This is a genomic window from Spirillospora sp. NPDC049024 (assembly GCF_040649235.1).
In the GTDB taxonomy this organism is placed as follows: domain Bacteria; phylum Actinomycetota; class Actinomycetes; order Streptosporangiales; family Streptosporangiaceae; genus Spirillospora.
Genome location: NZ_JBEZFD010000020.1, coordinates 109,588 through 128,956, shown reverse-complemented (window position 1 = coordinate 128,956; position 19,369 = coordinate 109,588). Strand labels below are relative to the sequence as shown.

Annotated in this window: 24 protein-coding genes and 1 pseudogene; 11 read left to right on the top strand and 14 right to left on the bottom strand. The window is 72.4% G+C overall.

Features of this window, described 5'->3' with window-relative positions; translation table 11 throughout:
• Positions 1-23: 23 nt before the first annotated feature.
• From AB0C21_RS31595 to AB0C21_RS31570, 6 genes are all read right to left on the bottom strand, one after another.
• Positions 24-266, bottom strand: a complete 243-nt coding sequence (locus AB0C21_RS31595; RefSeq protein WP_500209146.1) for a hypothetical protein — start codon at positions 264-266, stop codon at positions 24-26.
• Positions 259-687, bottom strand: coding sequence for a type II toxin-antitoxin system prevent-host-death family antitoxin (locus AB0C21_RS31590; RefSeq protein WP_500209144.1), 429 nt, complete (start codon positions 685-687; stop codon positions 259-261). The genes AB0C21_RS31595 and AB0C21_RS31590 overlap by 8 nt, the downstream gene beginning before the upstream one ends.
• A 40-nt stretch (positions 688-727) precedes the next feature.
• Positions 728-1,093: a DUF2516 family protein gene (locus tag AB0C21_RS31585; protein ID WP_235037224.1), complete on the bottom strand. Its 366-nt coding sequence runs from the start codon at positions 1,091-1,093 to the stop codon at positions 728-730.
• 170 nt (positions 1,094-1,263) lie between these two features.
• Complete coding sequence (locus AB0C21_RS31580; RefSeq protein WP_500209143.1) at positions 1,264-1,719, bottom strand: hypothetical protein; 456 nt, start codon at positions 1,717-1,719, stop codon at positions 1,264-1,266.
• Positions 1,716-2,156 carry a helix-turn-helix domain-containing protein gene (locus AB0C21_RS31575; protein ID WP_500209142.1) on the bottom strand — a complete coding sequence of 147 codons (441 nt, stop codon included), beginning with the start codon at positions 2,154-2,156 and terminating at the stop codon, positions 1,716-1,718. The genes AB0C21_RS31580 and AB0C21_RS31575 overlap by 4 nt, the downstream gene beginning before the upstream one ends.
• 193 nt (positions 2,157-2,349) lie before the next feature.
• Positions 2,350-3,231 (bottom strand): neutral zinc metallopeptidase, encoded by an 882-nt coding sequence (locus AB0C21_RS31570; RefSeq protein WP_500209140.1) that lies wholly within the window; start codon positions 3,229-3,231, stop codon positions 2,350-2,352.
• A 219-nt stretch (positions 3,232-3,450) separates the two neighbouring features.
• Between AB0C21_RS31570 and AB0C21_RS31565 the strand changes: the two genes are divergently transcribed.
• The 6 genes from AB0C21_RS31565 to AB0C21_RS31540 all read left to right on the top strand — a co-directional run bounded on the left by AB0C21_RS31565 (position 3,451) and on the right by AB0C21_RS31540 (position 9,197).
• Positions 3,451-5,247, top strand: a complete 1,797-nt coding sequence (locus tag AB0C21_RS31565; RefSeq protein WP_500209139.1) for a DUF2207 domain-containing protein — start codon at positions 3,451-3,453, stop codon at positions 5,245-5,247.
• Positions 5,248-5,308: 61 nt separating this feature from the next.
• Complete coding sequence (locus AB0C21_RS31560) at positions 5,309-5,767, top strand: hypothetical protein (RefSeq protein ID WP_500209137.1); 459 nt, start codon at positions 5,309-5,311, stop codon at positions 5,765-5,767.
• Between the two features lie 180 nt (positions 5,768-5,947).
• Entirely contained in the window at positions 5,948-6,652 is a 705-nt protein-coding gene (locus tag AB0C21_RS31555) for a FadR/GntR family transcriptional regulator (RefSeq protein ID WP_500209136.1), read from the top strand.
• Complete coding sequence (locus tag AB0C21_RS31550; protein ID WP_500209135.1) at positions 6,649-7,896, top strand: CynX/NimT family MFS transporter; 1,248 nt, start codon at positions 6,649-6,651, stop codon at positions 7,894-7,896. Before AB0C21_RS31555 ends, AB0C21_RS31550 begins: the two co-directional genes overlap by 4 nt.
• Before the next feature lie 40 nt (positions 7,897-7,936).
• Positions 7,937-8,338, top strand: coding sequence for a hypothetical protein (locus tag AB0C21_RS31545; RefSeq protein WP_500209134.1), 402 nt, complete (start codon positions 7,937-7,939; stop codon positions 8,336-8,338).
• A gap of 424 nt (positions 8,339-8,762) precedes the next feature.
• Positions 8,763-9,197 carry a hypothetical protein gene (locus AB0C21_RS31540; RefSeq protein WP_500209132.1) on the top strand — a complete coding sequence of 145 codons (435 nt, stop codon included), beginning with the start codon at positions 8,763-8,765 and terminating at the stop codon, positions 9,195-9,197.
• Between the two features lie 101 nt (positions 9,198-9,298).
• On the opposite strand, the gene AB0C21_RS31535 is transcribed toward AB0C21_RS31540, so the two are convergent.
• Positions 9,299-9,898, bottom strand: a complete 600-nt coding sequence (locus AB0C21_RS31535) for a dihydrofolate reductase family protein (RefSeq protein ID WP_500209130.1) — start codon at positions 9,896-9,898, stop codon at positions 9,299-9,301.
• Between the two features lie 436 nt (positions 9,899-10,334).
• On the opposite strand from AB0C21_RS31535, the gene AB0C21_RS31530 reads away from it, so the two are divergent.
• A complete protein-coding gene (locus AB0C21_RS31530) occupies positions 10,335-10,913 on the top strand; it encodes a TetR/AcrR family transcriptional regulator (RefSeq protein WP_500209128.1) in 579 nt (192 codons plus the stop codon).
• Positions 10,914-10,918: 5 nt separating this feature from the next.
• On the opposite strand, the gene AB0C21_RS31525 is transcribed toward AB0C21_RS31530, so the two are convergent.
• Together AB0C21_RS31525 and AB0C21_RS31520 are read right to left on the bottom strand one after the other, a co-directional pair.
• Positions 10,919-11,887: an asparaginase gene (locus tag AB0C21_RS31525; protein WP_500209126.1), complete on the bottom strand. Its 969-nt coding sequence runs from the start codon at positions 11,885-11,887 to the stop codon at positions 10,919-10,921.
• 219 nt (positions 11,888-12,106) lie between these two features.
• Positions 12,107-12,934, bottom strand: a complete 828-nt coding sequence (locus AB0C21_RS31520) for a beta-keto acid cleavage family enzyme (RefSeq protein ID WP_500209125.1) — start codon at positions 12,932-12,934, stop codon at positions 12,107-12,109.
• A gap of 19 nt (positions 12,935-12,953) precedes the next feature.
• Between AB0C21_RS31520 and dtd the strand changes: the two genes are divergently transcribed.
• The gene (gene dtd, locus AB0C21_RS31515) at positions 12,954-13,379 is read left to right on the top strand and encodes a D-aminoacyl-tRNA deacylase (protein ID WP_500209123.1); all 426 of its coding nucleotides are present in this window, start codon (positions 12,954-12,956) and stop codon (positions 13,377-13,379) included.
• Between the two features lie 19 nt (positions 13,380-13,398).
• Here dtd and AB0C21_RS31510 read toward each other — a convergent pair whose 3' ends face one another.
• From AB0C21_RS31510 to AB0C21_RS31495, 4 genes are all read right to left on the bottom strand, one after another.
• Positions 13,399-13,881, bottom strand: a complete 483-nt coding sequence (locus AB0C21_RS31510; protein WP_149263043.1) for a hypothetical protein — start codon at positions 13,879-13,881, stop codon at positions 13,399-13,401.
• A 79-nt stretch (positions 13,882-13,960) separates the two neighbouring features.
• A complete protein-coding gene (gene ygfZ / locus AB0C21_RS31505) occupies positions 13,961-14,947 on the bottom strand; it encodes a CAF17-like 4Fe-4S cluster assembly/insertion protein YgfZ (RefSeq protein ID WP_500209122.1) in 987 nt (328 codons plus the stop codon).
• A gap of 42 nt (positions 14,948-14,989) precedes the next feature.
• The gene (locus AB0C21_RS31500) at positions 14,990-15,406 is read right to left on the bottom strand and encodes a Fur family transcriptional regulator (protein ID WP_141578642.1); all 417 of its coding nucleotides are present in this window, start codon (positions 15,404-15,406) and stop codon (positions 14,990-14,992) included.
• A gap of 366 nt (positions 15,407-15,772) precedes the next feature.
• Positions 15,773-16,258, bottom strand: a complete 486-nt coding sequence (locus AB0C21_RS31495) for a heme-binding beta-barrel domain-containing protein (protein ID WP_149263045.1) — start codon at positions 16,256-16,258, stop codon at positions 15,773-15,775.
• 127 nt (positions 16,259-16,385) lie between these two features.
• Here AB0C21_RS31495 and AB0C21_RS31490 point away from each other — a divergent pair, with 127 nt between their 5' ends.
• Together AB0C21_RS31490 and AB0C21_RS31485 are read left to right on the top strand one after the other, a co-directional pair.
• Positions 16,386-17,048, top strand: coding sequence for a GIDE domain-containing protein (locus AB0C21_RS31490; protein WP_500209119.1), 663 nt, complete (start codon positions 16,386-16,388; stop codon positions 17,046-17,048).
• 151 nt (positions 17,049-17,199) lie between these two features.
• Positions 17,200-17,562 carry a DsrE family protein gene (locus AB0C21_RS31485; protein WP_149263047.1) on the top strand — a complete coding sequence of 121 codons (363 nt, stop codon included), beginning with the start codon at positions 17,200-17,202 and terminating at the stop codon, positions 17,560-17,562.
• Positions 17,563-17,652: 90 nt separating this feature from the next.
• Here the strand turns inward: AB0C21_RS31485 and AB0C21_RS31480 are convergent.
• Positions 17,653-18,171: pseudogene (locus AB0C21_RS31480) on the bottom strand (DUF2238 domain-containing protein); the annotation flags it as partial.
• 174 nt (positions 18,172-18,345) lie between these two features.
• Between AB0C21_RS31480 and AB0C21_RS31475 the strand changes: the two are divergent.
• Positions 18,346-19,365 (top strand): TerC family protein, encoded by a 1,020-nt coding sequence (locus AB0C21_RS31475; protein ID WP_500209117.1) that lies wholly within the window; start codon positions 18,346-18,348, stop codon positions 19,363-19,365.
• Positions 19,366-19,369: the final 4 nt, after the last annotated feature.

The window sequence follows — 19,369 nt, the reverse complement described above, 5'->3', positions numbered from 1 at the left end:
CGGCTCACGACCCGCCCATCACGTCAATCGTTGACGACGATCTGCTGAATGATGATCGTCCCGGTGCCGTAGGCGTTGTAGTAGATCGTCACTTCGTCGAGTTCCAGCCAGTACATGTCGGCCACCCCCTCATAGGGCCGACTGCCGGGCGGGTGGGGTTGCTCCAACAGCAGAAGGACGACGTCGAAGACGAGCTTGCGGAGCCCCTCGGGCAGCGCCGCCATCTGCTGACGGACGGCCGGGGGAATCATCAGGTGGTCAGGCATCGAGCTTGCCCGCGGCCCATTCCTCGGGGCTGGCATCACGCCAACGTTCAAGGTCGTCGCGATGGATGACGAGAGTCCCCTCGGGCACACTCCCCTCGTCGAGAGCCTTGCGGAACCGTTCTGCCTGCCAACGGAGATGGTCGGTGAACATCACGTCGTACATGGTCTTGGAGACGACGACCACCGGAGCGGATCCGTGGCGAGTGATCTCGACCGGCTGCCCGTGCGCGGCCGAGGAATGAATCCTCCCGAGCCGCGAGCGCGCATCCTTCAAAGGGACACTTTCCATGGTGGAAGTGTACACTTCAAACCCTCGCCAGCCCCACGGTCGAGCGGGACGAGTGAAGACGGCCTCCCGTTCCCGCAGGGCCTGGTCGGCCAGTTCCAGGCGTGCGGTGCGTCCGAGGGTCTCCGTGCTCATGCCGTCACCCTAGAGCCGCCGTCGCGAAGAGCGCAGGTGATCACCAGGGGCCGTAGGGGCCCTGGCGGGAGCCGCCGCGGCCGCCGTTGTTCCGCTTGTAGGGGCCGACGGCCGGGCGGACGTCGGCGAGGTAGACGGCGGCGGCGATGAACGCCGCGACCGGGAGGATGCCGAGCAGCAGCGCGATGGGGCTGGCGCCGAGCGCCACCGGCGCGACCGCGTACGCGGCGCCGACCACCGTCGCGACGATCAGGATGATCATCCACAGCTTCTTGCTCTGCTTGCTGGCCGCCGCGTACGCGTTGACCGGCACGGTGAGCGAGTCGATCAGCGCCCACGCCTCCATCGCGAACGCGATGATCAGCAGCAGCCAGAAGAAGTAGTCCAGCACGTTGAAGCCCGACATCGGCGATCAGCGCTCCTGCTCGTCTCGGAAGGCGACTCCTCGTCGCACGCGGGTCTGCCTGCCCCAACCCTACGTGCAGCGGCCGGCACCGCGGCCTGAGGGAACGGGTACTTGCAGAGACGACGGAGCCCGGCCGGGTGTTCCCGGCCGGGCTCCGTCGTGTGGCGCCGTTACTTCTTCGTGGTGGAGCGGGACTGCCCGGTGGCCCGGCTCTGCGCCGTCCTGCGCTGCGCGGTGCGGGTCTTCGGGGCCTGCTTCGGCGCGGCCTGGTCGGCCGCCGAGATCTCGGCGACCTCCACGGCCTCGCGGTGCACGACCTTCTTGCCGCGCTCGGCGAGCTCGTCGATGAACTCGAAGGCGCGGGTGCCGAAGTGCGTGGCGTACGCGACGGCGGCGCCCGGCAGGTCCTTGGCGTCCACCCGCTGCTGGTACCGGGAGACCTCGCCGCGGTAGCGGCCGACGGTCTCGCGGACCTGCACGCGGTAGCGGTCGACGGTCTCGCGGACCTCGCCCTGGTACCTGGTCACCTGCTCGGGGACCTCACGGATCTTCTCCACCGCGAAGTCGCCGGCGCCGGCCACGGCGTAGACGGCCTTGTTCTCGCGGAGGTTGCTGGCCAGCGTCATCCGACCTCTTCCCTTCCCTTGCGTTCTGGTCCGGCCTGTTCGGGGCCGGTCTGTTCCGGCATGGCGGGCTCGGCGGGCCCGGCGACGACGCCGCCGGCCTCGTTCTCCTTGAGGAACGACGCGTAGATGTCCAGCAGGACCTGCTTCTGCCGTTCCGTCAGGACGAGGTCGGCCCGGACGGCGGCCTGCACGTCGGTGTCGGTCTCGCGGTCCTCGAGGATGCCCGCCTGCACGTACAGCGCCTCGGCCGAGATCCGCAGCCCCTTGGCGATCTGCTGCAGTATCTCGGCGCTCGGCTTGCGCAGGCCGCGCTCGATCTGGCTCAGGTACGGGTTGGAGATGCCGGACACGTCCGCCAGCTGGCGCAGCGATATCTTCGCCCGCGTCCGCTGCTCCCGGATGTACTCCCCGATGGAGCCGACCTTCGAACTCGCCATATCTCCACTCTCCGTCATGGTGCTTGCTATTGCAAGCACCTTAGCTAGCACTTCGTGGTGAATCGCCTCACATGCCAGAAAAGCCGGGATAGTCGGCGTGGGAGCATGCCGGGAACGCCTGCCGCCCGCCCGCGACCAGGCATGAGCAGCGGCACGCGACCGCCCGGGGGCGGGGAGCGCGGAGCGCGGGCGGTCAGCTCACCTTGGACGAGGGCGCGATCCAGGTGTTGCAGACGGTCAGCTCGCGCCCGTTGAAGCCGGTGACCACCCAGCCCGCGTAGTGGCGGCCCGAGCCGTGGTCGCGCTTCTCCGGGGGCTGCCGGTCGTCGCCCCTGCCCAGCACGTCGGTGACCATGGCGTTGTACTGCTCGCGGGTCATCGGGAGGGTGGAGCGCTCGCTGCCGAGGAAGGCGCCCGCGAAGCACTGGGCCTGCAGCTCGATGCGGCGGCTCGCCTCCGTCCGGGTGGCGGTGTCGCCGGTCTCCATCTGGCGGTCCCCGTAGAGCAGGATCCCGGCCCGGTCCTGGACGTGGTGCCCGTACTCGTGCGCGATCACCCGCGCGTACACGGCGTAGTGGGACAGCGGCTCGCCGCCCGACGTCTCCACGACGTGCCGGAGGCCGACGTACATCGTGTTGTTGGCCGGGCAGTAGAAGGCGGACGCGCCGGGCGCGGGGTAGGAGCCGCACGGGCTGCGCCCCGGCTGGACCCAGAACACCCGGTCGGGCTTGTCGAACGGGATGCCGGCCTTGGTGAACTGCCTGCTCCACGCCGCGTCCAGGCAGTCGCTCAGGGTGTCCATGAACGCGCGCATGGACTGGGCGGACGGCTGGATCGGCGGCAGGCGGCAGCTCACCGACGTCAGCGCGCCCGTCCTGTAGATCTTGCTGTTGGTCGCCTTCTCGCGCGGCGTCGAGGGGCCGCCGGACGTGGCGGACGTCCCGGTGCCGCCGGCGGCGTCCCGGCCGCCGCCGACCAGCGAGAGCCCGAGGATCACGAGGACGACCAGGGACGTCAGGCCGCCGAAGATGCCCGCGATCGTCCCGCCCGCGCTGCGGCGGGGCGGCGGCCGCATCGGGGCGTACCGGTACTGCGGAGGCGGCCCGTAGGCAGGAGGCCCGTATCCCGGACCGCCATAAGGCGGTCCCCCCTGCGGCGGCCCACCGTAGGGCGGCCCACCGTAGGGCGGCCGCCCGTAGGGCGGTGCCGGGGGCCGCGGCGGAGGAGGCGGCGGGGGGTAATGACCTGCCATAGCGCAGAATCATCGCACGCATTCCCGATACCATTTGCGGCCATGTCTGCTCTTGCGGCGATGTTCCGGTCGCGTCCGGCTTCCCTGGCGGTCTCGGCGGCGCTGGCGGTGCCCCTGCTGACCAGCACGTCCGCGGCCGCGTCCGAGGTCGGCGGGACGGTCGCCGAGGCCGGTGCGCCCAGGGCCGGGGCGGCGGCGTCCGGCTTCACCGCCGCGGAGCGGGTGCTCAAGGACGACGTCGTCCTCACCGCGGGCGGCGGCGGCACGGTCAAGGTGAAGGAGACGATCGTCTACCGGTTCGCCGGGCACGACGGCTTCCAGCGGACGTACCCCACCCGGGTGCACGAGAGCCTCACCGAGGACCGCGTCTACAGGATCGAGAACCTGCGGGCGGCCAGCCCGGACGGCGGCCCGTCGAAGGCCACGTCCTCGGCCAAGGGCCTGAACACCGTCGTCAAGGTCGCGGGCGGCCGGAAGCTGACCGGCGACCACACGGTCGTCCTGGAGTACGACGTGCGCGGCGCGATCACCCGGATGGGGGCGGCGGAGGAGCTGCGCTGGCCGGTGGTCGGCGGCTGGAAGGTGCCGCTGGACGAGGCGAAGGCGGTCGTCGACGGCGGCGCGATGATCCGCAACGTCAACTGCTTCACCGGGCCGATCGGCAGCACGATCGGCTGCACGCAGTACTACACGAACCACACGCACACCCAGGGCGTGTTCGCGCAGCAGGGGATGCTGCCCGGTGAGTACCTGACCGTCGTCGCGGGCCTGCCCGCGGGGACGACGGGCGGGCACGCCATCTACGAGCGCCGCCACACGGTCGCGACCGCGTTCTCCGTCAACGCCGTCACCGGCGCCGCGCTGGCCGGCCTGCTGGTGCTGCTCGTGGGCGGCGTCGCCGCCCTCTACCTGCTGCGCGGGCGGGACGCGCGGACCGTCGGCAAGCGGGCCGCCGAGGGCGACCAGGTGCCGGTGGCGGGGGCGGAGTTCGAGCCGCCGAACGGGGTGCGGCCCGGCCAGATCGGCACGCTGATCGACGAGCAGGCCGACGTGATCGACGTGACCGCGACGATCGTCGACCTCGCGGTGCGCGGCTACCTGCTGATCGAGGAGGAGGACCGGGCCGTCACCGGCCGCCTCGACTGGACGCTGCGCCGCCTCGACCGCCCGCAGACCGACCTGCTCCCCTACGAGCGGATCCTGCTGGACGCGCTGCTGACCGCGCCGGACGGGACCGTGCTCGACGCCGTCCGGCTGTCGGACCTCGGCGGGACGTTCGCGACGAAGCTGGCGCAGGTCAGGTCGGCGATGTACGACGACGTGGTGAAGCAGGGCTGGTTCGCGCGGCGGCCCGACACCGTCCGGTCCCGGTGGACGATCGCGGGCATCGCCCTGACGCTGCTCGGCATCGCCGGGACGGTCGCGCTGGCGCTCACCACCGAGTGGGCGCTGGCCGGGCTCGCGCTGATCATCGCGGGCGCGGCGCTGGCCTACGGCGGCCAGTACATGCCGGCGAAGACGGCGCGCGGCGCCACGGTCCTCGCGCACACGATCGGTTTCCGCGCGTTCCTGGAGCGCGGCGGCATCCCGGACGACGGCACCATGGCGGCGCGCCAGCGGATCGCGCTGTTCTCGCGTTTCCTGCCGTACGCGGTGGTCTTCGACGTCGTGGCGAAGTGGGCGGAGACGGTGAAGGACGCGGGCGAGCGCGCGGAGGGCGCGGACAACCTCTACTGGTACGAGGGCCCCGCGGAATGGGACCTGTCGAAGTTCGCCGAGTCGATGCGCACGTTCACGCTGGCCACCTCGGGTTCGATCTCCCAGTCGCGCGGGCTGTGACGGCGCCGGGCGGTTAATCGCCTGGCGCCGGGTAAAGCGTGGGGCGAGGAGGTGTCGCCCCATGGTCGCCAGCACGGTGCCCGCCGTTCACGGGCTCGCCGTCCACCTGCTCAGCGGCTCCGCATCCGCGGGCTCCGCGCCCCCCGGCCTCGCGACCGCCCCGCCCGGCCGCCTCGGGGACGCCTACTTCATGGCCGTCGGCCCGGCAGTGATCTTCTTGGCGCTCATCACCTGGGTGACGGTCGTGCTGATGACCTCGCGCAAGCGCCACCGCTACCCCCAGGGCGGCGACGGCCTCTCCCATCGCGGGCCCGTCATGGGCGGGGTGATCCTGGGCAGCCCGTCCCAGCGGACGCGCCGCGACCCGGCCCCCTCGGTGACGCACCGGGAGGTCATGGCCCATATCGAGCGCGCCCGAGCGGAGGAGGAGGCCGCCCGCGCGGCCGCCGAGGCGGAGCGGAGGGCCGTGGAGGGACCGCCGAGGCGCCGCCGCAGACTCGGCCTTCCCAGACTCCGCTGACCTGGAGTCGCGCAGAGGACGCGACGCCCGCCGGACCCGGCTCCCCGCATCCATCCCCGTCCGGCGGGCGCCGTAGAAGCCCGTGGTGATCGCTGAGACCCCTCCCAGCGGTCACCACGGGTCAACAGCGGATCATGCCTTTCCGTAAGATGTCTGACATCTTACTTTGGAGGCTGTTTCGTGGGGCTCAATCCCGTGGCGAGCGGGTCGACGGTGGACGCCGTGCTCGACCAGCTCCAGGCGCAGATCAGCGAGGGCGCGTGGCCGGTCGGCCGGCGGATCCCGGCCGAGACGGACCTGGCCGCGCAGCTCGGTGTGAGCCGCCCGGCCGTCCGGGAGGCGATCCGGGCGCTGTCGCACGTCGGAGTGCTGGAGGTGCGGCGCGGCGACGGGACGTACGTGCGCAGCGGCTGCGACCCGCGCCCGCTGCTGCGCCGGGTCGCCCGCGCCTCCGCGCGGGACGTCTTCGAGGTGCAGCTCGCCTACGACGTCCAGGCGGCCCGGCTGGCCGCGCGCCGCCGCACCGACGCCGACCTCGCGCGGCTGGAGGAGCTGCTGCGCGCCCGCGACGAGGCCACCGAGCCGGACGCGTTCGGCGCCGCCGACGCGCGGTTCCACCTCGGCGTCGCGGAGGCCTCCCGGAACCCGGTGCTGATCGAGGCGATGCGGTTCTTCATCGACCGGCTGCACGAGTCGATGCGCGCGATCCGGCTGGACCACGAGGTCCCCGAGGCCGGCCCGGCCCGGCACCGCGCCGTGCTGGACGCGATCGCGGCGGGCGACCCGGAGGCCGCCGCGTCGGCCGCCGCGGCCGTCGTGGAGCCCACCCTCGCCGTCCTCCAGTCCCTGCTCTGCGACGCCGAGACGCCCGGGGAGGAGAAGTGACGGGGCGGCGCGCCGGGCTGGCCGGCGCCCTGCTGATGATCGTCATGCTGGCGGTCAACCTGCGGCCCGCGGTCGCGGCGGTCGGGCCGCTGCTGACCGAGATCAGCGACGCCTTCCACCTGTCGGGGACGGCGGCGGGCGCGCTCACCACGCTGCCGCTCGCCTTCTTCGGGTCCTACGGGCTCGCCGCCGCGTTCCTGCGCCGCCACCCCCGCCCCGAGACGCTGGTGGTGTGCGCGATGGCGCTGCTGGTCGCCGGGCTGCTGCTGCGCCTGCCGGGCGGCGCGTTCCCGCTGTTCGCCGGCTCCCTGGTCGCGGGCGTCGCGATCAGCATCGGCAACATCGCGATGCCGGCGGTCATCAAGCGGGACCACCCGTCCCACATCACGACGGTGACGGCGGTCTACACGGTCGCGATCTCGGCCGGCGCGAGCCTGTCGTCCGGGCTGGCCGTGCCGGTGGAGAACCTGTTCGACGCGACGTGGCGGCTGCCGCTCGGCCTGCTCGCGATCCCGGCGGCGCTCGCCGGGCTGCTGTGGCTGCCGAGGGCGCGGCGGGCGACCCGCGCGGCCCGGTCGGCGCCGCCCGCGGCGGCCCCGCTCGGCATCGCGGCGCTGGTGTGGCGGTCGCGCCTGGCCTGGAACGTCACGGTGTTCATGGGCCTCCAGTCGCTGCTGGCCTACGTGGTGCTCGGCTGGCTGCCGACGATCTGCCAGGACCGCGGGATGGACGAGGCGACCGCCGGCTACGCGCTGGCGCTGGTGGCGGCGATCCAGGCGGTCGGGTCGCTGGCCGTCCCGGTGCTGGCCCGCCGGACCCGCGACCAGCGTCCCCTGGTGGTCGCCACGTTCACGCTGACCGCGCTGGGCTTCGTCGGCGTGACCTGGGCGCCGATCGCCACGGTGTGGGTCTGGACGGTGGTCCTCGGCCTCGGCCAGGGCCTCGGTTTCGCGACCGCGCTCTCGTTCATCGGGCTCCGCGCCCACGACGCCCACGTCGCCGTCCAACTGTCGGGGATGGCGCAGGGCGTCGGCTACGTCATCGCGGCACTCGGCCCGCTCGTCCTCGGCGCGCTGCACGACGCCACCGGCGGATGGACCGTTCCGATGCTGGGCGTGGTGGCCGTGTCCGTCGCCCTGGCGGTCCCGGGTCTGCCCGCCGGACGGCTCCGCACGGTGGGCGCGCCCGCCGATCCGCCACCCGAAGTGGTTAACACGGAAATCAGCGGACACATCCCTAATTGACCCAGCCGGGCCGATTCACGCCATCGGGAGGTGGTCCGCCTTGCTCACCACGATCATCGCCGACCCTGTGCTGGCGGAGGGGACCCCGACCGGCGCCCGGTACTTCCTCTGGATCATCCCGTTCGCGATCGTCGGGGCCCTGCTGACGTGGCTGTACGCGACGCGAGCCGCCTCGTCCAGGAAGATCCACTGCTGGCGCAGGAACAATCAGCTCAACCAGCGCGGCATGGAGCAGGGCGGCTACTACACCTACGCGGCGGGGATGTTCTCGCACAGCTACCCGCCGGCCAAGGAGGGCCAGCCGGAGGAGTTCCGCAAGGACAACCCCCAGCCCGGGCGGGAGCCGAAGAAGCCGTGGCCCGAGGGCGTCCTGTACGAGCAGACGATCTACAAGGAAGAGTTCGAGACGCTCAGGGCGACCAAGGGACCCGAGACCCACTAGGACACCTGCCCAGGGGCACGGCGGCGAGGCCGCCGTGCCCCTTCGCCTACCCGGCGTGACGCCGCCTCCGCCGGTTCTCCGCGGAGCCTGACCCCTGTTCACCTCGTGGAACAGGGACGTCACCCCGGCGGGACAGTGCGAACAGGCTCCTGGTTGGTAACTTTGAGTAGTCACTTGAAGTCACTAAGTGACTAAGCGCCCGCTCGCCGCCTTGGCTCACCCCGCGACGCGCTCGGCCCGCCACCGGGCCGGCGCGGCCAAGTACCGCTCCCGGCGTCGGCGAGGGCGCGCGCCGTCGGCCCGGCCGTCACGAAGGGAGGTTCCGTCCGGGCCGGGCAAGGGCTTCGCAGAGAAGCCGCCCCTCGGGCTCATCGAGCCACCTACCGATCCCGCCGCTCGGAGCGGCGGGGTGGATGGAGAACATATGCACACCACCGCCAAAGTGGCCGGCAGCGCGCTGGCCGCCGCCGTCACCGCCGGTCTGCTGGCCGCGGGGGCCGCGCTCGGCACCCACGCGCCGGCGACCGCCGCCGCCGCGCCGCCCAAGCCGAAACCCGTCGCCACCAAGGGCGCGGCCGTGACCACCAAGGCCGCCGAGTCCCTGCCGCACACGTCCCTGATGGGCCGGCCCGCCAAGCGCATCGCCCTGGACGGCTGGTCCGCCGACAGCGTCTGGCACAACTCCATCGCGTGGGGCGCCAACGTGCGCATCTACTCGGGCCGGTACGGCGCCTACACCAAGTGCACCGACGGCAGCGTGCGCTACGGCCCGCTCCAGGGTCCCGGGTACTGGAAGTTCGGCGGCAACTGCCTGGGCGCCGGCCACCTGACCGGCTTCGGAATCTACGGCAGAGGCTGACCGCGTTCCGCGCCCGCGCGACGTCCGGCGGTCCCCGGGGCTACGCCTCGGGGACCGCCCCTCGCATCCGGGGCCCGAGGGCCGGCCGGAGCGTCCGCCCGCTACGAGACCCCGCCCCGAGCGGGGTCCGCGGCGCGGACGTAAGTGGTGACGACGAGGCCGGAGTCGAAGGCGCGCGTGGAGCCCGGCGTGAAGGCCGCGAGGGTGTAGGGGCCGTCGAACAGGGGGATTCCGGAGCCGACCACCAGCGGATGGCGCTTGACGACCAGCTCGTCGATCTCGTCCACCAGCGCGCCGGCGAGCTTCCCGCCGCCCGCGAGCCAGATGTCGAGGCCGTCCCGCCGCTTCAGCTCCCGGACGAGGCCGACCGGGTCGCCCGGAACGACGGTCACCGCGGGGTCCTCGATGTCGAGCGTCGCCGAGACGACGTACTGCTCCAGGTGCGGATACGGACTCGTGATCCCCACCTCCAGAGCCGGCTCGTAGGTGCCGCGCCCCATGACGACCGTGTCGAAGTGCCGGTTCGGGGCGTCGGCGATGCCGAGCGGGCTGCGGCCGTGGACGGGCAGGGTCTCGGGGTACTCGGTCATGATCATATTCGCGGACTCCCCCTCGAAGGGGAGGAAGAAGTCGAACTGGCCGTCCGGCCCGGCGATGAAGCCGTCGAGGGTGGCGGCGACGTAGTAGATCAGCTTGCGCATGCGGTGCTCGCTTTCGGGCGTCGGTACGGGAGCCGGGACTGCCGGCGGGTCAGCGGACGGAGCCGGGCTTTCGGGGCGGCCTCGGGCGCGGCACGCTGCGCGGCTTCGGCGCAGGGCGGCCCCGGCCGGAACGTCCCGGCGTGCGGCCGGGCGGTACGGTGCGCTCGGGCAGGCCGACCTGGCCCGGCAGTGCGGTGTGGCCTGGCAGTGCGGTGTGGCCTGGCAGTGCGGTGTGGCCTGGCAGTGCGGTGTGGCCTGGCAGTGCGGTGTGGCCTGGCAGTGCGGTGCGGTCCTGGGGAAGGCGGAGCAGGGAAGGAGCGGTGGACTGGGCGCGCATGCGAACTCCTGATCACTCGAATTGATGTACTGTGAGCGAAGTGGTTTGAACTTAGTACTGCACTTGCAGTGATTGCAAGCCGGTGTGATGGAGGTCACCATGCGTCGCAACCCCGCCCGCCGGGCCGCCCTGCTGGACGCGGCCATCGAGGTCCTGGCCCGCGAGGGGTCGCGCGGCCTGACGCTGCGCGCGATCGACGCCGAGGCCGGCGTCCCCACCGGGACCGCCACCAACTACTTCGCCGACCGCGCCGACCTGCTCACCCAGGTCATGCACCGCACCCGCGAGCGACTCACCCCCGACCCGGAGGCACTGGCCGAGACCATGCGGCAGCCGCCCACGCATGCGCTGGCCACAGAGCTGATGCGCCAGCTGCTCGGGCGCATGCGCGCGGACCGGACCGGCTACCTCGCCATGCTGGAGCTACGGCTGGAGGCGACGCGGCGTCCGGAACTGCACACCGAACTCAGCGGCTTCCTCATCGCCGAGTTCGAGGACAACGTCCGCTACCACCTCGACGCCGGCCTGCCCGGCGGCGCCACGGACGTCGCCCTGCTGTACTTCGCCATGGTCGGCCTGCTCCTGGACGACCTCACGGTCCCCGCCATCACCGAGTCCTACGCGACCGACGACCTGATCGAGAAGCTCGTGACCCGGCTGCTGCCGGACGGGGACTAGACCGCTTACTCGAAGACGCCCGGCGCCGGGCGGATGGCGCCGACGACGCCGTCCCCGCCGCGCACCTCGACGGTCGCCAGCTCGTCCAGGACGATCCTGTCGGAGCCGTCGCGGACGCCGAGGGCGCGCAGCAGCGCGACGGTCACCGGCGTCCGGGCCCGCATCGCCCCGTCATCGATCTTGACGGTCCCGGCGCGCCCGTCGGCGAACGCGAAGGCGTCCACGCCCTCGGCCCCGCACTTGACGAGCAGCCCGGGGACGGCGTCCATCAGCTGCCGCTCCTCGCGGCGGGTGCCGGACGTCCACTGCGGGTGCGTCCGCATGGCGTCGGCGACGCGCCGCTCGTGCGTGCCCGGCTCGGCGAGCACGAGCGCCCGGAACGCCCGCGCCACCCCCGCGATGGACACGGCGAACAGCGGCGCCCCGCACCCGTCGACGCCGACCGCCGCGGCGGGCTCTCCGGCCAGCTCTTCGACGACCTCGCGGACGACGCGCTGCAACGGGTGGTCGGCGTCGAGGTAGGAGTCGGTGGGCCAGCCCGCCGCGACGCACGTGGCGAGCATCGCGGCGTGCTTGCCGGAGCAGTTCATGCGCAGCCGGGAGAGGCCGCCTCCCGTCCGGGCGACCGCCTGCTGCGTCGCGGGGTCCAGCGGCCAGCTCTCGGGGCAGCGCAGGTCGCCGGCCCCGAGCCCGGCGCTCGCGAGGATCTTCTCGACCCCCTCGACGTGGAAGTCCTCGCCGGAGTGGCTCCCGGCCGCGAGTGCGAGCAGCTCGCCGTCGAGCTCCAGGCCGCCGCGCAGCATCGCGACCGCCTGCATCGGCTTGTTCGCCGACCGCGGGAAGATCGGCGCATCGGCGTCCCCCGCCCGCACGGCGACCGTCCCGTCCGCCGCCAGCCCGATCGCCGCGCCCCGATGCCGCGACTCCACGAACCCGGAACGCTCCACCTCGACCAGCACAGGATTGACGTCCACCGCACTCCTCCATCGACACGAGGCCGGCGCCCGGGCGCAGGCGATCCCTGGACGGCCGGCCGAAGCGGCCCACCACGAAGAACAAGCCTCACCTGGAGGCGGACCCGCCCGTTTCCATGGTCAAGTACCCGGCGGATCCCATGAAAGCGGAACGACGGTCCACGAAAACGGTCGGGTTGGCCCATCCCGGCTTGACTCGCCCGGACGGGCTCCCGCAGGTCAGCGGGGTTTGGTGGCGAGGAGGGTGCGGGCTTCGGCGGGGGCCATGGGCGGGCGCTGGGCCAGGCGGGCCGCCTGGGCGGCGCGCTCCACGAGCTCGGCGTTCGCCGTGACGGGGCGGCCCTTGGCGAAGGTGACCGTGTCCTCCATGCCGACGCGCAGGTGGCCGCCCGCCGACAGGGCCGCGAACATCACCGGCAGGGACGTGCGGCCGATGCCGGTGGCCGACCATGTTGCGCCCTCCGGGAGGGCCTCGACGGCGGCCACCAGCGTGCGGGCGTCGCCGGGCATGCCGCCCGGGACGCCCATCACCAGGTCGCAGTGGACGTGCCCGCCATAGGGGAGCCCGTGCTTGTCCAGAAGGCGGTGCAGCGACGTGATGTGGCCGAGGTCGAACAGCTCGAACTCGGGGACGACCTCAAGCTCCTGGGTGCGCTCGTACAGCTCCACCATGAACGACCACGGGTTCATGAACACGTCGTCGCCGAAGTTGACCGTCCCGCAGGTGAGCGAGCACATGTCGGGTTCGGCGTCCAGGACGCGGAGGCGGTCCTCGTACGGGTCGGTGACCGCGCCGCCCGTGGACAGCTGGACGATGAGCCCCGTGCTCTCCCGCAGCGCCGTCACCGTGTCCCGCAGCCGGGCCGGGTCGAGCGTGGGCCGCGCGTCGTCGTCGCGGATGTGCACGTGGATCACGGCCGCGCCGACCGCCTCGCACTCCTTGGCCGTCTGGACCAGTTCATCCAGGGTGACGGGCAGGGCCGGGACGTCCGCCTTGGCGGACTCCGCACCCGTGGGCGCCACCGTGATGAGCGTCATTGCTCCCATGGCGGCAGAATGCATGGTCATGCGTGCTGTAGTCCAGAGGGTGAGCGAGGCGAGCGTCTCGGTGGAGGGCCGCGTCGTCGGCGCGATCGAGGGGCCGGGGCTGCTGGTCCTCGTCGGCGTGACGCACGACGACGGCCCGGAAAGCGCCCGCAGACTGGCCTCCAAGGTGTGGGGGCTGCGAATCCTGGAGGGCGAGAAGTCGTGCTCCGACCTGAACGCGCCGCTCCTCGTGGTGAGCCAATTCACTCTCTACGGGGACGCGCGGAAGGGCCGCCGCCCGTCCTGGACGGCCGCCGCGCCCGGGTCCGTCGCCGAGCCTCTGGTGGACGCGGTGGTCCGCGAGCTGCGCGAGCTGGGCGCGAAGGTGGAGACGGGCGAGTTCGGCGCGGACATGAAGGTCGCGCTCGTCAACGACGGCCCGATCACGCTGGTCCTGGAGGTCTGACCCCGCCGGTCGGCGCGGGTCAGCGGAACCCGTAGACCATGCCGACGAGCGCGGTGAGGGTCCCGGCGGAGGCGAGGATGATGAGGGCGCGGTCCTGCGGGACGAGGCGGCCGCGCACGTCGGAGGACACGACCACCACGGTCCCGGGCTCGCCCTCGTCGTGGACGGGGCCCTGCTGGAACGGGTTGCGGATCCCGGCGAGCCGCCACAGCGCGTCGTTGCGGAGCCGCTGGTGGGCCGGGCCGCAGGCGAAGAGCCGCCCACGGGTGCGCTCGGTGCAGGCGGCGCCCTTCGGCGTCAGCACCCGGCACAGGGTGGGGACGAGGGCGAACTCGTAGAGGCACCACGCCAGCAGGCCGAGCAGCGCGACGCGCCACGAGTGCTGCCACCACGCGATCCCGGCGATCGCCGCGAACAGGGCCCACCACAGCAGGGCGGACTCCCGGCGCGGCCGGCGCCGGGATCCTCCCCTCCGGGCCGCGGGCGGCTTCCCATTCCCCATCGGTAGGAATCCACCTTCCCCGGGCGGCGCTCAGTCAGAAATCGTCTTATCAGACGATATTCGCCCCGGGGGCCGGCTGCTACCCGTGTTTCGCGGGCCGCCGGCGCAGAGCGATCTGCGCGTTCGCGCCCGTCTCCGGCGACACGACGACCTCCTGCGACGCCGCGACGCCGCCCGCGAGCAGCTCGGCGTCCACCGGGACGTTCCGCTTGACCAGCGCCAGCGCGATCGGCCCCAGCTCGTGGTGCCGGGCCGCCGACCCGACGAACCCGATCGTCCGCCCGCCGGGGACCTCCACCGGGTCGCCGTGCGCGGGCAGCCGGTCGACGCTGCCGTCCAGGTGCAGGAACACCAGGCGGCGCGGGGGCCGCCCCAGGTTGTGGACGCGCGCGACGGTCTCCTGCCCCCGGTAGCAGCCCTTGTTCAGGTGGACGGCCGTCTCCACGTACCCGGCCTCGTGCGGGATCGTCCGGTGGTCGGTGTCGAGCCCGAACCGGGGGCGGTGCTCGGCGATGCGCAGCGCCTCGTACGCCCACATCCCGGCCGGCTTCAGGTCGGACGGGAACTCCCCGCGCGGGACGATCCGCGTCGTCGTCCCCGCGACGTCCGGCCAGGCGGGGCGGCCGTCGGCGGGACCGGACGGCCCGGTGACCACCATGTACGCGTCCGACACGTCGGCGACCTCGACGCGCAGCATGAACCGCATCCGGTCGAGGAACTCCACCAGCGAGGGGGCCGTGCCCGGCTCGACGTGCGCCCAGACCGCCTCGCCGTCGTCGACGAGGAAGAGGTGGTGCTCGATGTGCCCGTTCGGGCTGAGCAGCAGCGCCTCGGTCGGCTCGGACGGCTTCAGCCCGTCCAGGTGCTGGCTCAGCAGGCTGTGCAGCCAGCTCAGCCGGTCCGGCCCCGAGACGCGGACGACGCCCCGGTTGCTCCGGTCGACGAACGCCGCCCCCTCCTCCAGGGCGCGTTGCTCCCGGGCCGGGTCCCCGTAGTGCGCGGCGACCTCCTGGTCGGGCGCGTCGGCGGCGACGGCTCCGGGCGACTTCAGCAGAGGGCTCTCCATGCCGTCCAGACTATGTCGCGGGTTCCCGGATCGCGCCCCGGGCTACGCCTCGCGGCAGTCCTTGCAGCGCCCGTACACGGTGAGGTGGTGGACGTCGGTCTCGAAGCCGAAGTCGCGCGCCAGGACGTCGGCCAGGCCGGCCGCCGCGCGCGGGTCGACGTCCTCCACGGTGTGGCAGCCCCGGCAGACGAGGTGGATGTGCTCGGCCTCGGCGGCGAGATGGTAGTTCGGCGGGCCGTGCCCGAGGTGGGCGTGCTTGACGAGCCCGAGTTCCTCGAGGAGTTCGAGCGTCCGGTAGACGGTGGAGATGTTCACGCCGCGGGCGGTGCGCTGCACCTCCGTGCAGATCTCCTCGGGGGTCGCGTGCTCCAGGTTGGTGACCGCTTCGAGCACCAGCTGGCGCTGCGGGGTCACCCGGTACCCCTTCGCCCGCAGCTCCTCCTGCCACGACTCGACCATGCACCGAGTCTAAATCCCGGGCGACCGCCGCGCTCCCGGCGTCCGGTTTCAGCCCTGGGAAAACCCGCTTGCCTCGTCGCGCGGGCGTCGCATACGTTCGGTGTACGCGCGAAAGGAGGTGGTCCTAAACAATGGTTTCTTGTAGGACTCGCGAGGTGACTGTCCGCTAGTCGCCGTTCCGCCTCGGAGCCCCCGCCTCAGGGCGGGGTAGCCGGTCGCGACGGTGACCGGCGAATACCAGGCAGTTACCCGGTCCCCGGACCGATGGACCCGTCCTGTCCATCGTCCCGCCACCCGGCGGGAAGGTCCGGGGATCGTTCATGTCCGGGGGTTCTCAATGTCCGGGGGTGGCCGCCTCGGCCCCGCTCAGGAGACCTTCTTCAACTGGGCCGACAGGTGCGACTGGAGCTTCTGGCCCATCGCCGCCATGTCGTAGGCCCAGCCGAGGTCCTCGCCGATCAGCCCGTAGAGGCGGTGGCCGCCGGTGACCTCCTTGGCCGACTCCGTCCGGGCGACGACGTCGGTGTGCAGCTCCACCCGGTTGAACGCCACGTTCCCCACGTAGATCTCGACGATGCCGGTCGGGTGGGCCAGTGTCACCTCGACCTGGTGGTCGGGCCGGGGCCGCCAGTACCCCGTCTCCATGGCCAGCGGACGCCCGAGCGTGCCGTCCTCCTCGATCTTCCAGGTCCGGCTCGCGTAGACCAGGAAGGGCTTCCCGATGTGCGTGAACGAGACCTCCTGGCCGAAGTTGAACGACTCGATCGTCGGATAGCCGCCCACGCCGGCGCCTTCCCAGGTGCCGAGCAGGAACTTCAGCGGCTCAAGGTCGGGGTGCAGCTCAGGGTCCATGGGCACCGAGCGTAGCGGCGTCCGCGCCCCCTTCGCGCCCGCCGCCCGCGTCCCCGTGCGCCCCGTCCCCTCCGCTCCGGGACCGGCGTCCCTTTCCGGCGCCGGAAGACGGACCGATCATGGGAGCGTGTCGAAGCTCACCGCGCTCATGGTGGTCCCCCTGATCATCGCCGCCGGTCTGCTGGCCGTCGGCTGGGTATGGCGGATCCGGTTCCGCAACCTGCACCGCGCCGCCGAGACGGACTGCGCCGGCCTGGCCGGGGTCCCCGACGGCGTCCCGTGCCAGGTCAGCGGGACGGCCGTCGCCGTCCGGCCCGCCCCGTTCTCCGGCCGGCCCTGCGCCTGGTACAAGACGAAGGCGACGGCCCACACGAAGTCGGGCAAGCGGGTCTTCATCGACGAGACGTCGAAGACGCCCTTCTACCTGCGGGACGGGAGCGGGCACGCCGTCATCGACCCCGCCACCGCGGCCGTCGACGGCGCCGTCCGGACGATGGACGAGCGCCGCCCCTCCAACGGGGAGCTCCCCGGCGTGGAGGGAGAGGTCGCGGAGTACCGGTACGAGGAGTGGATCCTGCCGGCCGACCAGCCGCTCTACGTCCTAGGCACCGCGACCGGCGGCTCCGTCGGCAAGGACAAGGAGACCGGCCAGTACGCCATCACCACGCGGACGCGCCGCGAGTACCGGCGCCGCGCCGTGATGTTCATGGGCGTCGGGTACGGCGGCGGCGCGGCGATCGTCCTCGCGTGCGCCGCGGTCGTCGCCGTCGACCACCTCTACTTCGACTGACGCGCCCGGCCTACCTGAGCCTGCCCAGCTTGATCACGAGCAGGACGGCGGCGGCCGCCGTCAACCCGAGCACGACGACGAGGATCCCGGCGTTCACCAACCCGACCACATCGCAGGATGCTACGCGGAACACCGGACTAGAGTGCCCCCCATGGCGAGACCACTGGTCATCAAGGTGACGGCTGGCGCGGACGCCCCCGAGCGCTGCAACCAGGCGTTCACGGTCGCGGCGGCCGCCGCGGCGAGCGGGGTCCCGATCTCCCTGTGGCTGACCGGGGAGTCCGCGTGGTTCGCGCTGCCGGGGCGGGCCGCCGAGTTCTCACTGCCCCACGCCACTCCCCTGGACGACCTTCTCGGCGTCGTCCTCGCCGCGGGCCGGGTCACGCTCTGCACCCAGTGCGCCGCCCGCCGGGAGATCGGCCCGGACGACGTCCTGCCCGGCATCCGCATCGCCGGCGCCCCGACCTTCGTCGAGGAGATCACCCTCCCGGACGTCCAGGCGCTCGTGTACTGACACGAGGCGGACGTCCGGGCGCGGGCCCTCTTTGCGGGCCTTCCGCGGAAGGGCGCCGCGCAGGGCCGGCCCGACCCCCGCGACGGCGGAACCGGCGAGTCCGAGCATGAGGTCGCCGATGGTGTCGCGGTAGATCGTGACGGTCTCGGGGGTGTCGAGGATGAAGACGCCGTACTCGAAGAACTCCCACAGGATGGCGGCGATGGCGCCCAGGCCGGTGCAGGTCAGGGCCAGCGTCCACGCCCTGAGGCCGGCCCAGCGGCGCAGGGCGGTGCCGGCGGCGGCGCTCAGCAGGGCCCAGTTCCCGAAGTGGCAGGCGTCGTCGAACCAGCCGACCGTGTCGTAGAGGTCGGCGGCGTTCCCGGCGACGTCCACGACGAAGGGGGCGGTGACGAGGAGGTCGACGTCCCACGGGAAGGGCCGCCCGCGGCCGCGCAGCGCCCAGACGAGCGTGACGACCATGACGGCGGCGGGATACGCGGCCACCCGCACGCCCATCGCCTTGTCCGCGAACCGGTCCCATTCGGGGAAGGCGACCGCGAGGGCCAGCAGCGCGAGGAGGGCCGCCTTGGCGGCGAGGGCCGGCGGGCGCCAGCGGGAGGTGTCCATGGCGGAAGCATGGCCGCCCGCCGGTTCCGGCGGCATCGGCGCGGGTACTCAGGAGGGTCTGAGTACCCGGCTCCGGAGCCGCTTCGTCGCGCCCGCGGCAGGGGGCCGTGGCGGTAGAACGGCCGGAGAACGGAAATAGGACTGCCGACGCACCCCCGAGACTGGAGCCGCCGGATGGTCGACATACCCCTATGGGCCTGGGGCGCGACGATCGCACTGATCGTCGCCCTCTTCGTCTTCGACCTGCTGGTCGCCGTCCGGCGGCCGCACGCCGTGGGGCTCAGGGAGGCGACGTTCTGGTCGGTGTTCTACATCGCCGTCGCGGTCCTGTTCGGCGGGGCGGTGTGGCTCATCGCCGGGTCGACCGCGGGCACCGAGTACTTCTCCGGATGGATCGTGGAGAAGAGCCTGTCGGTCGACAACCTCTTCGTCTTCGTGATCATCATGGCGAAGTTCGCGGTGCCCCAGGAGTACCAGCAGAAGACGCTGCTGTTCGGCATCGCCGCCGCGCTGCTGCTGCGGGCCGTCCTGATCGCGATCGGCGCCGCGGCGATCAGCCTGTTCTCCTTCACCTTCCTGATCTTCGGGCTGATCCTGATCTGGACGGCGGTGCAGCTCATCCGGCACCGCAACGAGGAGCCCGACGTCGAGGACACCTTCCTGGTCCGCCGCGCCCGCCGGATCCTGCCGGTGAGCCAGGACTTCCACGGCGGGCGCATGCTCGCCCACGAGGACGGCCAGCGCGTGATGACCCCGCTGCTGGTGGTCTTCGTCGCCATCGGCAGCACGGACGTGCTGTTCGCGCTGGACTCCATCCCGGCCGTGTTCGGCGTGACCAAGGACCCGTTCCTCGTCTTCACCGCCAACGCGTTCGCCCTGCTCGGGCTGCGGGCCCTCTACTTCCTCATCGAGGGCCTGCTCGAACGCCTCGTCTACCTGTCGATCGGCCTCTCGGTGATCCTCGCGTTCATCGGGGTGAAGCTGATCCTGCAGTTCCTCCACGAGGACGTCACCAAGTCGGTCCCCGAGATCCCGACGACGCTCTCCCTGGGCGTGATCCTGGTGATCCTGCTCTTCACCACCGGGGCGAGCCTGGTCCGCGTCCATCACCACCCGGAGGAGAAGGCGAAGGCCGGTTCCCTGCGCAAGCGCCGCGAGAAGAAGCCCCGCGAGGAGGAACCGGCCGCCCGCTGACCCG

Excerpts from the sequence above, each read along its gene's own strand:
- AB0C21_RS31565 (WP_500209139.1), top strand. The coding sequence starts at position 3,451 with ATGTCTGCTCTTGCGGCGATGTTCCGGTCGCGTCCGGCTTCCCTGGCG.
- AB0C21_RS31575 (WP_500209142.1), bottom strand. The coding sequence starts at position 2,156 with ATGGCGAGTTCGAAGGTCGGCTCCATCGGGGAGTACATCCGGGAGCAG.
- AB0C21_RS31475 (WP_500209117.1), top strand. The coding sequence starts at position 18,346 with ATGGTCGACATACCCCTATGGGCCTGGGGCGCGACGATCGCACTGATC.
- AB0C21_RS31495 (WP_149263045.1), bottom strand. The coding sequence starts at position 16,258 with ATGGACCCTGAGCTGCACCCCGACCTTGAGCCGCTGAAGTTCCTGCTC.
- AB0C21_RS31590 (WP_500209144.1), bottom strand. The coding sequence starts at position 687 with ATGAGCACGGAGACCCTCGGACGCACCGCACGCCTGGAACTGGCCGAC.
- AB0C21_RS31485 (WP_149263047.1), top strand. The coding sequence starts at position 17,200 with ATGGCGAGACCACTGGTCATCAAGGTGACGGCTGGCGCGGACGCCCCC.
- dtd (WP_500209123.1), top strand. The coding sequence starts at position 12,954 with ATGCGTGCTGTAGTCCAGAGGGTGAGCGAGGCGAGCGTCTCGGTGGAG.
- AB0C21_RS31530 (WP_500209128.1), top strand. The coding sequence starts at position 10,335 with ATGCGTCGCAACCCCGCCCGCCGGGCCGCCCTGCTGGACGCGGCCATC.
- AB0C21_RS31595 (WP_500209146.1), bottom strand. The coding sequence starts at position 266 with ATGCCTGACCACCTGATGATTCCCCCGGCCGTCCGTCAGCAGATGGCG.
- AB0C21_RS31500 (WP_141578642.1), bottom strand. The coding sequence starts at position 15,406 with ATGGTCGAGTCGTGGCAGGAGGAGCTGCGGGCGAAGGGGTACCGGGTG.
- AB0C21_RS31535 (WP_500209130.1), bottom strand. The coding sequence starts at position 9,898 with ATGCGCAAGCTGATCTACTACGTCGCCGCCACCCTCGACGGCTTCATC.
- AB0C21_RS31540 (WP_500209132.1), top strand. The coding sequence starts at position 8,763 with ATGCACACCACCGCCAAAGTGGCCGGCAGCGCGCTGGCCGCCGCCGTC.
- AB0C21_RS31520 (WP_500209125.1), bottom strand. The coding sequence starts at position 12,934 with ATGGGAGCAATGACGCTCATCACGGTGGCGCCCACGGGTGCGGAGTCC.
- AB0C21_RS31585 (WP_235037224.1), bottom strand. The coding sequence starts at position 1,093 with ATGTCGGGCTTCAACGTGCTGGACTACTTCTTCTGGCTGCTGCTGATC.
- ygfZ (WP_500209122.1), bottom strand. The coding sequence starts at position 14,947 with ATGGAGAGCCCTCTGCTGAAGTCGCCCGGAGCCGTCGCCGCCGACGCG.
- AB0C21_RS31560 (WP_500209137.1), top strand. The coding sequence starts at position 5,309 with ATGGTCGCCAGCACGGTGCCCGCCGTTCACGGGCTCGCCGTCCACCTG.
- AB0C21_RS31570 (WP_500209140.1), bottom strand. The coding sequence starts at position 3,231 with ATGCGGCCGCCGCCCCGCCGCAGCGCGGGCGGGACGATCGCGGGCATC.
- AB0C21_RS31580 (WP_500209143.1), bottom strand. The coding sequence starts at position 1,719 with ATGACGCTGGCCAGCAACCTCCGCGAGAACAAGGCCGTCTACGCCGTG.
- AB0C21_RS31510 (WP_149263043.1), bottom strand. The coding sequence starts at position 13,881 with ATGGGGAATGGGAAGCCGCCCGCGGCCCGGAGGGGAGGATCCCGGCGC.